This is a genomic window from Streptomyces sp. MUSC 14, from assembly GCF_001866675.1.
Lineage (GTDB): Bacteria > Actinomycetota > Actinomycetes > Streptomycetales > Streptomycetaceae > Streptomyces.
On record NZ_MLYN01000007.1, the window covers coordinates 266,445 to 278,691 of the forward strand.

The following is a 12,247-nucleotide window of genomic DNA, read 5'->3' on the forward strand; positions in this document are numbered from 1 at the left end:
GGTCCGGTCAGCCGGCCGCGGTCAGGATCGTCTGTGTCACCCGGTCCAGCGACCCGGGGTGCAGCCACAGGAAGAGATTCGGCTCCACCAGCTCCAGCTCCATCAGCCGGGGCGTGCCGTCCTCCCCGTCCACCAGGTCCACCCGGGCGTACAGCAGCTCGGGCCCGCCGGGAACGGCCGCCAACGCCCGCTCGGCAACGGCCAGTTCGGCCTCGGTCGGCTGCCAGCGCGCCAGGTTCGGGTGGGCCACTTTGGCGGCGTCGTACGGCGTGCCCGGCGCGAGGACGGCCCCCTTGCGGCTGGCGTGCAGCAGCCGGCCGCCGAAGAACTGGAGGGCGCGCTCGCCGCTGACGTCGATGCCGCGCACGTACGGCTGCACCATCGCCGCGCACCCCTCGGCGTGCATCCGCGCGAGCTGCCGCCGGGCCGCTTCGTGCTCGTCGGGCGTGTACCGCGCGGCGAACCGCGCCCCCGCGCCGGACGTGGGCTTGATCACGTACTCGTGCCCGGTGGGCAGCCGGATCGCCTCGCCCGGCGCGATGTAGGAGGTGGGAACGGTCGGCACCCCGGCCGCCGCCAGCTCCCCCAGATACCGCTTGTCCATGCTCCACCGCACCACGGACGCCGGATTGGCGAGCCTCGTGCGCGCCGCGACCCGCTCCACCCACTCCTCGAACTCGGCCGCCCGCCAGCTGTAGTCCCAGGTGGAGCGTATGACGACGAGGTCGTACCCGCCCCAGTCGGCCTTCTCGTCGTCCCAGTACCGCGCCTCGGCCTCGGCCCCGCCGTCCTGGAGCGCCCGCACGAGCACCGGCAGATCGGCGTCCCGGTGCGCCAGGGCACCGGGGTCGTAGGTGGCGAGGGCGATGCGGGGCACGGCGGGACTCCCTGTCGTACGACGGTTCGACATGGGTGAGGCTAACAACCCCCGTGCCGACCGTTACGGTCTACGACAGTGCCAAGACAGTTCCGACAGTCGACAGTGCCGACAAGTTAGGAGTACGCCGCGTGTCCTCCCTCTTTCCCGCTCTGGTGGACGGTCCGGGCGACCGGGTTGCCCTGCGGTTCGGCGAACGGTCCCTGACGTACGGCGAGCTGGCGGCGGCCGCGGGCGCGCTCGCCGGGCGGCTGCGCGGGGCCCGCCGGGTCGCCGTGTGGGCCACCCCGGAGCTGGAGACCGCCGTCGCCGTGACGGGTGTGCTGCTGGCCGGGGCCGCCGCCGTACCGCTGAACCCGAAGTCGGGCGAGAAGGAGCTCGCGCACATCGTCTCCGACAGTGCGCCCACCCTCGTCCTCGCCGCCCCCGGCGCCCAACTGCCCGCCGGACTCGGCGACTTGGCGCGGCTGGACGTGGACGCGTCCGCCACCGGGCCCACCGCCCCCGCCGCCGAGGTCTCCGACACCGACCCGGCGCTGATCGTCTACACCTCCGGCACCACCGGCCCGCCCAAGGGCGCCGTCCTGCCCCGCCGGGCCCTCGCCACGACCCTCGACGCCCTCGCCGACGCCTGGCAGTGGACGGCGGACGACGTGCTCGTGCACGGACTGCCCCTCTTCCATGTGCACGGGCTCGTGCTCGGCACCCTGGGCCCGCTGCGGCGCGGCGGCAGCGTCCGGCACCTGGGCCGGTTCAGCACCGAGGGGGTCGCGCGGGAGCTGACCCGTGGCGCGACCATGCTGTTCGGCGTGCCGACGATGTACCACCGCATCGCCGAGGCCCTGCCGGACGACCCGGAGCTGGCCAGGGCCCTCGGCCGGGCCCGGCTGCTGGTGTCGGGCTCGGCCGCGCTGCCCGTGCACGACCACGAGCGGATCGCGGCGGCGACCGGGCGCCGGGTCATCGAGCGCTACGGCATGACCGAGACCCTGATGAACACCAGCGTCCGGGCCGACGGCGAGGCCCGGCCCGGAACCGTCGGCGTGCCGCTGCCGGGCGTCGAGCTGCGCCTCGTGGAGGAGGACGGCACGGAGATCGGCGCGTACGACGGGGAGAGCGTCGGCGAGATCCAGGTGCGCGGGGCGAACCTGTTCACCGAGTACCTGAACCGTCCCGACGCCACGGCCGCCGCCCGCACCGCCGACGGCTGGTTCCGCACCGGCGACATGGCCGTACGGGAGCCGGACGGGTACGTCCGCATCGTCGGGCGCAAGGCCACCGACCTGATCAAGAGCGGCGGTTACAAGATCGGGGCGGGCGAGATCGAGAACGCGCTGCTGGAGCACCCCGGGGTGCGCGAGGCCGCCGTCACCGGTGAGCCGGACGCGGACCTCGGCGAGCGGATCGTGGCCTGGGTCGTCCCGGCGGACCCCCAGTCGCCCCCCACCGCCGAGGAGTTGGCCGATCACGTGGCCCGCCGGCTGGCCCCCCACAAGCGCCCCCGCGTCGTCCACCACCTCGCCGCCCTCCCCCGCAACGACATGGGCAAGATCATGAAGCGTGCGCTGGTGGCCGATGCCTGAGCGCCGCTCGGCACGGGAGTTCCTGACCCTGGTCGCGGACCCCGGCAGCTTCAGCGAACTCACCGCCCCGCACCGGGAGTCGAAGCCCGACGGACCACTGCGCTGGCAGGGCTACGACGCCTCGCGCGCCCGCGCCACCGCCCGCACCGGCGAGGAGGAGTCCGTCGTCTGCGGCACCGCCCGCGTCGACGGCACCCCGGCCGTGCTGATCGTCTTCGAGTTCGGCTTCCTCGGCGGCTCGCTCGGCGAACGCACCGGCGACCGGCTGGAGGCGGCCCACGGCCACGCCCGCGCCCACCGGCTGCCGGTCGTGCCGCTGGTCGCGACCGGGGGCAGCCGGATGCAGGAGGGCATGCTCGCCCTCACCCAACTCCAGCGCGTGGCCCGGCAGTCGGCCCTGACCCGCGCGGCGGGCCTGCCGCAGATCGCGGTGCTGCGGGACCCCACGACCGGCGGCGGCTGGGCCACCCTCGGCGCGGGCGCCGACGTCGTCCTGGCCCTGCCCGGCGTCCAGGTGGGCTTCGCCGGCTCGCGGGTACGGCCGGCGGACGCCGACCCGGCCGCCTACACGGCCCAGTCCCAGCTGGCGACGGGCGCGGTGGACGCGGTCGTACCGGCACGGGAGCTGAAGGAGACGCTGGGGCGGTGGCTGCGCCTGCTCGCCCCCCGGGCCCCGGCTCCGGCCCCCGCCGCCGAGGCGCCCCTGCCCACGGCCCTGGGACGGACGGACCTCCCCCGCACCGGCTGGGACGCGGTCCGCCGCGCCCGCTCCCCCGAACGCCCGCGCGCCCACGCCTACTTGGACACCTACTTCACCCACCGGCTCGGCATCAGCGGGGACCGGTGCGGCGGCACGGACCCCGACGGCATGCTGTGCGGGTTCGGCGAGCGGGACGGCCGTACCGTGGCCTACGCGGCACAGACCGGGACGGCGACCCGGCCCGCCGGATACCGCACCGCCGCCCGGCTGATCCGGCTCGCGGACCGGCTGGGGATCCCCGTACTGACCCTGGTGGACACCCCGGGCGCCGCGAACGACGCGGCGGCCGAGCGGCAGGGGGCCGGCCCGGCGATCGCCGAGGTGTTCGGCGCGGTGGCGGCCGCCCGCGTCCCCGTCACCACCCTGGTGATCGGCGAGGGCGGCTCCGGCGGCGCCCTCGCCCTGGCCGCCCCCGGCAACACCTGGGCCACACCGGACAGCTACTTCTCGGTGATCGCCCCGGAACTCGCGGCGGCCATCCTCAAACGCCCCGCCGACGAGGTCGAGGCGACCGCCGGACACCTGCGCATCCGGCCGCAGGACCTGGTGGAGCTGGGGGTGGTCCGTGGGATCTTGAATGCTCCCCGCCCCTGAAGAAGAGGGGACTCCGGCTCGGACGGCCTCCCGGAGCAGCACGGCTCCGCACACGGTGCACGTGCACACACGTTCGCCCCCGGACGCCCGGAGCCGGCCGGAGGTGGCGGATTCCCGCCAACCTCGGCCGACGCCTCGCCGCTCGCCTGGGAAAACGGGACTTGTGAAGCACCGTCCGTAACATAGGAGTTGGTCAGCGTCACGAACGAGTACGGACGGGGAGCGAGCGTCGTCATGGACGGGTTGATGGAGTTCAGGACCGAGGACGGCGCGCTCGTGCTGGCAGAGGACGTCAGCACCCGGCCGGGCGCCCGCCTCGTCTCGCGCGGCGACGGGCCGGCGCTGGCGGCGCGCACGTTCGAGGGAGCGCTGGAGGGGGTCCGGGCTGCGGCCGCGTCCGCGCTGCGGGTCTTCCGGGACGGCAGCCTGCGCCCCGACGAGGTGGAGATCGAGTTCGGCGTGAAGCTGTCCGCGGAGGCCGGTGCGGTCATCGCGAAGGGGTCGACGGAGGGCCATCTGGTCGTCAAGCTCAGCTGGTCGGCGGGCCCGGGCGTGCCGGAGCAGGGAGCGGTGCGGCCGGTCGGCCCGGGACACGGCGCGCCGGGGCAGACCGTGCCCGGACAGGCGCCGCTGCCGGGGCAGACCGTGCCGGGGCAGGGCCGGGCGGGGCAGGACACCACGGGACCGGCCGCGTCGGGACCGGAGTCCGCCGACCGGTGAGAAGCAGTGCCGCCTGGCATGCCCGGATCCTCTGCGGCGACGAGGTGGGGGCCGGTTTCCTGGTCACCGGCCGCCGGGTGCTGACCTGTGCGCACGTCGTCAGGTGGAGCGGGCGGGCAGCGGTGTCCGTGTCCTTCCCGCACGCCCGGGATCTGGGCGAGGTGCCCGCGTCCGTCGTCGCCCACGGCGGCTGGGCCGGTGCGGTCACCGATCCCGGGGACGTCGCCGTACTCGAACTGGACCGCGACATACCCCTCGCCCCGGCCGGTTTCGCCCCGCCCGACGCCGCGACCACCGAGCCGTACCCGAAGCTGATCGCCTACGGCTTCCCCGAGGGCTACGACGAGGGCACGCTCGCGGAGTACCAGGCCGTATCGGGCCAGTTGATCGCCGACGAGTGGCTGGAGCTGGTCGCGTGGAGCGGGCACGGGCAGCCGCTCGTGGCCGGATTCAGCGGGTCCGCGGCGACGCTGCCGGACGGCAGGGTGGTCGGCATGGTCTCCGCGACCTCGGGTACGGCCGAGGTGCGCAAGGGCCGCATGCTGCCGCTGGACGTCATGGCCCGGTACTGGCCCGAACTGGGCGAGCTGGTACCCACCCCCGGCCACGGGGACGACGCCCGCCGGCGGCTGTACGCCCTGCTGCGGCAGGCCGCGGACGCCCCGGTGTGCGATCCGGACCGGCTGTACGTGGACGCGGTGGGCGCCTTCGGACCGCCCCTGCCGGCGGGCGGTTTCGCCTCCCTGGGGGCGGCCGCCGCGTATGTGCAGTGGGAGGTTCCGGACCCGCGGGCGGTGGGCCGCTTCGCCGACCGGCTCCAGGAACTGCTGGACGGCGGTACGGCACGCCCCCCGGCGCCCACTCCCCCGCACTCCTCCTCCGCGTCCCCTTCCTCCGCCCCGTCCGCCTGGTCGCCGGTCGTCGTCGAGATCGATCACAGTGGCGCCGGTCCCGACCAGGTGACCGTCGAGGTGTCCGCGTACCGCGACGGACGGCGCCGGCCGGTGGGTGCGGGCCGGCTGCCGCGGACCGCCGTACGGGCCTATGTGCAGAGCCGTATCGACGAGGCCGTCGCACACCTCGCCCCGGACGCCGACGAGCTGGTGACGTTCGTGCTGTCGCGGGAGTGGATCAACGAGGCGGTGGCGCACTGGGAGTGCAGCGCGGAGGACAGCACGCCGCTCGGCTGCGCCTATCCCCTCGTGGTGACCGACCGCGCGCGCCACCACAGCGGCAGGCTGCGCCACCAGCTGCAAAAGAAGTGGCAGAAGCTGGACGCGGGGCACGGGGCCGAGGTGCACCGGATCGAGTGCGGCACCCGGGAGCGGCCGCCGAGCCTGCGCAAACGCCTGTGGGACGGCGACGCCGGACTGGCGGCCTTCGCGGCCCCGCCCACGGAGGCGCGCGGGCACTTCGACGTCGGCCTCACGGTCCCCGTCCCGATCCTCCTGTGGTCCCGGACCGGCTGCCCCGGCGCCGCGCAAGGGGGTCCGGTCCTGGACCCGGACTGCCCTGGTGGTGCGCACGGGGATCCTGCCTGTTCCGGTGGTGAGCACGGCGAGCAGGCCTGCGCGGGCAGTGAGTTCCTCGACCGGCTGTCCGCCTCGCTCGCCGAGGTCCCGCCCGCCGAACTCCCGCGCCACATCCTGTCGTTGCGGCTGACCGCGGACGCCGCCGACGACCCGGACCGGCACTGGGCGAGAGACCTCCAGCTGCTCTGGGACGATCCGCGCTGCTTCCCCGAGGCCACCGCGAGCCTGCACTCCCCCGTCGGCTGACCGGCTGACCGACCGTACGTCCCCGCCCCCCCACGGAGAAGAAGAACCCATGCCCCTGTGGCCCGTCTACACCGGTACGAACGAGCCGCACGACGGCATCACGAAGCTGCCCCCGCCGCCGCCCTGGCGGGCCTTCGACGGCTCGCCCGTGCTCGACGCCCCGGACACGGCGGCCGACGCCTCGGCCGTGTCCCCGGACCGCATGCACCGCGCCCGGACCTACCAGGCCACGGAGCAGACGGTCCAGTTGGTCAACGCGGCCCTGTATCTGCGCCGTCCGCTGCTGGTCACCGGCCCGCCGGGCACCGGCAAGTCCTCGCTCGTGTACGCGGTCGCCCGCGAACTGGGCCTCGGCCCGGTGCTGCGCTGGAACATCACGAGCCGCAGCACGCTGCACGACGGCCTCTACCAGTACGACCCGCTCTCCCGCCTGTACGCGGCCCGGCAGGCGGCCGACGGTACGGGCAGCACAGACGGTACCGGCGGCACAGACGGTACCGGCGGCACGGACGACGCGGCCGGCGCGGACGACGGGTCCGGCATCGAGCACCATCTGCGCCTCGGCCCGCTCGGCACCGCCCTGTTGCCGTACGCCCGCCCCCGCGCCCTGCTCATCGACGAGATCGACAAGAGCGACCTCGACCTGCCCAACGACCTGCTGAACGTGCTGGAGGAGGGCCAGTACGAGATCCCCGAGCTGGTGCGCGCCGCCCGGCTCGCCCCGGGAAGCGCCGCCGAGGTGATGGCCGACGGCACCGACGAGCGGGTCCCGGTGGCACGCGGCCGGGTCCGCTGCCGCGCCTTCCCCTTCGTCGTCCTCACCAGCAACGGCGAGCGCGAGTTCCCACCCGCCTTCCTGCGCCGCTGTGTCACGCTGCATCTGCGGCAGCCGGACGACCGGCACCTCGCCGAGATCGTCCGGGCCCACCTGGGCGAACCCGACGCGTACGCGCAGAGCCTGATCGACCGCTTCCTGTCCCGGGCGGGCGCCGGCGACCTGGCCACCGACCAGCTGCTCAACGCGATCTACCTGGCCCGCTCCGCCGACCTGGACGCCGGGTCCCTGGAGCAGCTGGCCGAACAGCTGATGCCGTACCTCGGGCAGAGCGCGCAGCCCGATGTCTTCTGAGCTCCCCGGCTCCCCGGATCCCCTGGCCCGCCTCGCCGACGTCCTCACCGGGGCGGCCCACGGGGTCCGCCCGACGGCGCTCGAACTGGCCGAACTGCTGTGGCTGGCCCGGCACATGCGGCCCGACACCCCCGCCACCGGACCCGAGGCCACCACCGGCCCCGAGGACACCGGCCGCGCAGCCGCCCCGCCCTCACCCCTGACCCCGGCCCCGCCCGTGGCACAGCCGCCGCCCGTGCCCGAGCCTTCCCGGCCGGTTCCCGAACCCGCCCGCGTCCCCCTGCACCTGCCCTCCCCCCGCGCCGCCACGGCAGCGGACCGCCGCCACACCACGCTCCTCGCCCCGGCACCCCCGATGCTGCGCCACCCGCTCGCGCTGCAACGCGCGCTGCGCCCGCTGGGCCGCCGCGTCGACGCGCCCGTGGGCCACGAACTGGCGGAGCGGGAGACCGCCGACCGTATCGCCCGGCTGGGCGCCGACCCCGAGTGGTGGCTGCCCGTGCTGCGCCCCGCGCGGGAGCGCTGGCTGCGGCTGAACCTGGTGTACGACGCCGGTCCCACCATGCCGGTCTGGCGCCCCCTGATCCGCGAACTGCACACGGTCCTCGCCCAGTCGGGCCTGTTCCGCACGGTCGCCCTGTACCGCGCCGCCGCCGACGGCACCGTACGCGGCCCCGGCCCGCACGCCCCCGCCGACGGCCGCAGCATCACCCTCCTGATCAGCGACTGCATGGGCCCGCAGTGGCGGGAGGGCCCCGCCGGCACCCTCTGGTACGCCACGCTGCACCGGTGGGCGCGCCGGATGCCCCTGGCCGTCGTACAGCCGCTTCCGGAGCACCTGTGGCGGGACACGGCCCTGCCCACGACCCCCGGCCGCCTGTCGGCTCCGTACCCGGCGGCGCCCACGGCGACGCTGGCGTTCACCTCGTACGAGCGGCCGGAGTCCGCAGGGACCGAGGGGATCGACGGGATCCACGGGAGCGACCTGGTCGTGCCGCTGCCCGTACTGGAGCCGGAGCCGCGGTGGCTGGGGCACTGGGCGGGGCTGCTCACGGCGCCGGGCGGGGTGGAATTCCCCGCCGCGGTGGCCGAGTTGGGCCGTCCGCTGCCGGCGGACGCCGAGGACCGGACGGACGTCGGTCTGCTGTCCGCCGAGGAGCTGGTCCTGCGGTTTCGCGCGACGGCCTCCCCCGAGGCGTTCCGGCTGGCCGGCCATCTCGCGGTGGGGCGACCCGATCTGCCGGTCATGCGGCTGGTGCAGGCCGCCGTCGAACCGGATCCGCGGCCCCGGCACCTGGCGGAGGTCGTCCTCAGCGGCATGCTCACCACGGTGCCGGGCGGCGCGCCCGGCAGCTACGCCTTCCGGGACGGGGTCCGCGAGCTGCTCCTGCTCGGCCTGCCGCGCACCGCCCGCAAGCAGACCGTCGAACTCCTCGGCCGGATGGGCGAGTTCATCGACCGCAGGGCGGGCCGGGCACCGGGCGAGTTCGCGGCGTCGGTCCCGTCCGCGCACGGGGCGGGGACGGCCGTGGAGGGAGATCCGTTCGCCACGGTCAGCGAGGACAGCGTGCGCCGGCTCGCCGCGGACCGCACCGCGCAGGGCGTTCCCGCCGGAGCCGGGGGCGGAGACGGAGACAGCGCCGGAGCCGCCGTCGACCGCTCCGGGATCCTCTTCACCGCCGACGCCCTCACCGGCCGCCCCGAAGCCCGCATCACCCTCGAAGCCACCGTGCACGACATCCTCGCGCGCGGCTCGCTCACCCCGCGCCAGTACGAGGTGGCGGTCCGCCCCGACGGCTACCTGGTGCGCGTCGTGCCCGGCGTCTTCCTGCTGCCCGTCCTGGTCGCCGTGCTGCGCGAACTCCCGTACGCCCTGGCCCGGCTGGCCGATCCGCCACGGCTGCGGGTGACCTTCGGCCGGCCGCCCGCGCGGCTGCCCGAGGCGGCCGCGGACGTCCTGGTCGTCGTGCCGCCGGCGCTGTACGACGACTTCACCACCAGCTCCGCCGCCCAGGGCACCCGGCGCTTCTGGCCGCTGTACGGCGACGACGCCCCGGACAGCCCGCCGGTCGCCTGGTACTGCCCCCTCGGGGGGCCGCGGTCCCCGCGATCCGCCGAACCCGGCGCACCCGGCCTGGTTCAGGGCCCCTTCATCGCCCGCGACCTGCGCGAGCTGGGCGTCCCCGCCCCCGGCCGCACCGCGATCGTCCACACCCGGCCCGACGGCCCGCTCCGGGTGCTCGACCCGATCCAGCCGTACGGCACGCGTCCGCCACGCCCGGAGACGTACTACTCGGTCGACCTCACCCCGCACCACGCCCGGCACACCATGTCCCTGCCCAGCTCCGGCAAGGGCACCTTCACGGCCACGGCCGAGCTGTCCTGGCACGTCGCTGATCCCATCGTCTTCGTCCGCGGCGGGACCGCCGATGTCGCCGGACTCCTGCTGGAGCATCTGCGCGACGCGGCGGCCCGCCTTACGCGCGGTCATCCGCTGCGCCGTGCGGGTGCGGCCCAGCGAGCGGTGAACGCGCAGGTGGGCGGCTGGCCGGTGCCGGGGCTGGCGGTGTCGTACACCGTGCGTCTGGTCCCGGAGGGCGCACCCGCACCGGCGGCGGAGCCCTCGGTGCCGTCGCGGGGCCGGCTGGCGGCCCTCCTCTCCGGTGCCGAGAGTGTGCTGATCGGCTTCGACGGTCCGCTCGCCCGGCTGTTCTCGGCGCAGACCGCGCGTGCGGCCGTGCTCGATCTGCTGTCCGTGGTGGCCGAGCACCGTGATCCGGCGGACGCGCCGGCGGGCCGGCCGCCGGCCGTCGCGGGCGACACCGGCCGGGAGGCGTTCGTGCATCCGCTGGATCTGCTGCGCGCCTTCGCCCACGACCGGCTCGGCCCCGAGCTGCGGGCCCGCCTCGACGACCTCGAACTGCGGGCCGTTCCCGACGCGCCCGCGACACACCTGTCCCGCGCGCTCGTCCGCGCCCTGCACGGGTCCGGTCGCCGCGTCAGCGTGGTGACGGACGTGGGCCCGCGGGCCGTCCACCGCTGTCTGACGCCCGACCGCCTGCCCTTCGCGGGCGTCCACGGCCGCCGCGACGACCCGGGTCTGCTGATGCCCGACCCCGACTGCCTGCTGCGCGCCCTGGGCACCCCCGGCGCGTCGGCCCGCACCGGCGTCCTGATCAGCTCGTCGGTCGCCGAACTCACCGCCGCCCAGCAGCTCGGCCTCCCCTTCGTCGGGTACGCCCCCACCGCGACCGGACGGCGGCACCTGCGCGAGGGAGGCAGCGAGATCACCCTGTCGTCCCTGGAACCCCTGCTGGAGGCCGCCCGCGCCCTGTGATCCAGCGGACACACCGGAGCGACCGGAAAATACCCCCGTTCAGCGGCCCCCCGCCCGGCCGCCCCCAAGGGGCGCCCGCTCCCGCCCCCGCACAGGATGCAGTGTGTGAGGCCCGCCGTCCGGCCGGGCGCACCCGAGCCCGCGCACCGGGAGGATCGTCGTGACCGTCAGTCTGGAGCAGTTGCGCCGCTGCCACTTCGCCGTCGACCTGGGCGCGGCCCGCACCCGGATCTATGTGAAGGGGGCCGGTCTCCTCGTGGACCAGCCCTCCGTCGCCGCCGTGAACACCCGCACCGGCGCGCTGATAGCCGTCGGCGAGTTCGCGGAGCAGATGACGGGACGGACGCCGGACTACATCCGGGTCGTCCGGCCGATCGCCGGGGGCACGGTGGTGGACATCGAGATGGCCCAGCGCATGCTGCGCCAGCTCCTCGGCGACAAGACGCGCCGCGCCCTGCGCCGCAACCTGCGGCTGCGCGCGGCGGCCTGCACCCCGCACGACGCGGATCCGCTGGCCCAGCGTGCGACCACCGAGACGCTGGTCGGGCTGGGCGCACGCAAGGTCGAGCTGGTGGACACGCTCATCGCCGCCGCCATCGGCTGCGGACTGCCCGTCGAGCGCCCCGAGGCCACCATGATCATGGTGTGCGGGGCGGCGGCCACCCAGGTGGCGGTCCTCTCGCTCGGCTCCATCGTGACCGCCGAGCGGATCCCGGTGGGCGGCGAGGCGGTGGACCACGCGATCGTGCAGCACCTGCGGCACGAGCACGAGCTGATCCTGCCCAGCCAGTCGGTACGACCGCTGCAACTGGCCCTGTCGGAGAACGGGTTGACCACGCAGGGGCCCGCGCAGACCGAGATCCACGGGCGGGACGTGGCCACCGGGCTCGCCCGCAGCGTCCGGGTCGACACCGCCGCCGTACGCGAGGCGATCCAGACCCCGCTCACCGGTGTCCTGGACGGCATCGGCAAGGTGCTGCGCGCCTGCCCGCCCGACCTGGTGGCCGACCTCGCCGACCGCGGGATCACGATGGTCGGCGGCTCGGCACTGCTGCCGGGCTTCGACGAGATGCTGCGCGAGGCCACCGGGATGCCGGTGCACATCGCCGAGCGGCCCGACATCTGCGCGGCCCAGGGGCTCGGCGAGATGCTGGAAGGCCGGATCGAACCACTGGTCCTGAACCCGCTGGCCGCCTGAACCACACCACCACCCGAAGCAGCGGCACGCCCCGCCGTACGGCGCGGTCACCGGTCACCGGTCACGGGTCGTGAAGCGCCGATCGTCAAGCACGGGTCGTGAAGCACCGGTCGCCAGGCACGGATCGTCAAGCACGGGTCGTGAAGCACGGGTCATCAGGCGCCGGTCGTGAAGCGCCAGTCGTCAGGCACCGGTCACCGGGCACGGGTCGTGAAGCACCGGTCGCCAGGCACGGTCGTCAGGCACGGGTCGTGAAGCACCGGTCGCCAGG

8 protein-coding genes are annotated in these 12,247 nt (G+C 75.3%); 7 read left to right on the plus strand and 1 reads right to left on the minus strand.

Features of this window, described 5'->3' with window-relative positions; genetic code table 11:
• Window positions 1-7 precede the first annotated feature (7 nt).
• Window positions 8-877, minus strand: a complete 870-nt coding sequence (locus BIV25_RS02555; protein ID WP_071370425.1) for a RimK family alpha-L-glutamate ligase — start codon at window positions 875-877, stop codon at window positions 8-10.
• Between the two features lie 131 nt (window positions 878-1,008).
• Here BIV25_RS02555 and BIV25_RS02560 point away from each other — a divergent pair, with 131 nt between their 5' ends.
• The 7 genes from BIV25_RS02560 (at window position 1,009) to BIV25_RS02590 (ending at window position 11,976) form a co-directional block, all read left to right on the plus strand.
• The gene (locus BIV25_RS02560) at window positions 1,009-2,460 is read left to right on the plus strand and encodes an acyl-CoA synthetase (RefSeq protein WP_071370426.1); all 1,452 of its coding nucleotides are present in this window, start codon (window positions 1,009-1,011) and stop codon (window positions 2,458-2,460) included.
• Window positions 2,453-3,814, plus strand: coding sequence for a carboxyl transferase domain-containing protein (locus BIV25_RS02565; RefSeq protein ID WP_177235134.1), 1,362 nt, complete (start codon window positions 2,453-2,455; stop codon window positions 3,812-3,814). Before BIV25_RS02560 ends, BIV25_RS02565 begins: the two co-directional genes overlap by 8 nt.
• 234 nt (window positions 3,815-4,048) lie before the next feature.
• Entirely contained in the window at window positions 4,049-4,534 is a 486-nt protein-coding gene (locus BIV25_RS54185) for a CU044_2847 family protein (RefSeq protein WP_071370626.1), read from the plus strand.
• Entirely contained in the window at window positions 4,531-6,312 is a 1,782-nt protein-coding gene (locus BIV25_RS02575) for a trypsin-like peptidase domain-containing protein (RefSeq protein ID WP_071370427.1), read from the plus strand. Before BIV25_RS54185 ends, BIV25_RS02575 begins: the two co-directional genes overlap by 4 nt.
• Window positions 6,313-6,361: 49 nt before the next feature.
• Window positions 6,362-7,441, plus strand: a complete 1,080-nt coding sequence (locus BIV25_RS02580; protein ID WP_071370428.1) for a MoxR family ATPase — start codon at window positions 6,362-6,364, stop codon at window positions 7,439-7,441.
• Complete coding sequence (locus BIV25_RS02585) at window positions 7,431-10,778, plus strand: SAV_2336 N-terminal domain-related protein (protein WP_071370429.1); 3,348 nt, start codon at window positions 7,431-7,433, stop codon at window positions 10,776-10,778. The genes BIV25_RS02580 and BIV25_RS02585 overlap by 11 nt, the downstream gene beginning before the upstream one ends.
• Before the next feature lie 160 nt (window positions 10,779-10,938).
• Window positions 10,939-11,976 carry a rod shape-determining protein gene (locus BIV25_RS02590; protein WP_071370430.1) on the plus strand — a complete coding sequence of 346 codons (1,038 nt, stop codon included), beginning with the start codon at window positions 10,939-10,941 and terminating at the stop codon, window positions 11,974-11,976.
• Window positions 11,977-12,247 lie beyond the last annotated feature (271 nt).

What these genes read in the sequence shown, in the direction of transcription:
- BIV25_RS02580 (WP_071370428.1), top strand. Translation starts at nt 6,362, where the DNA reads ATGCCCCTGTGGCCCGTCTACACCGGTACGAACGAGCCGCACGACGGC.
- BIV25_RS54185 (WP_071370626.1), top strand. Translation starts at nt 4,049, where the DNA reads ATGGACGGGTTGATGGAGTTCAGGACCGAGGACGGCGCGCTCGTGCTG.
- BIV25_RS02585 (WP_071370429.1), top strand. Translation starts at nt 7,431, where the DNA reads ATGTCTTCTGAGCTCCCCGGCTCCCCGGATCCCCTGGCCCGCCTCGCC.
- BIV25_RS02565 (WP_177235134.1), top strand. Translation starts at nt 2,453, where the DNA reads ATGCCTGAGCGCCGCTCGGCACGGGAGTTCCTGACCCTGGTCGCGGAC.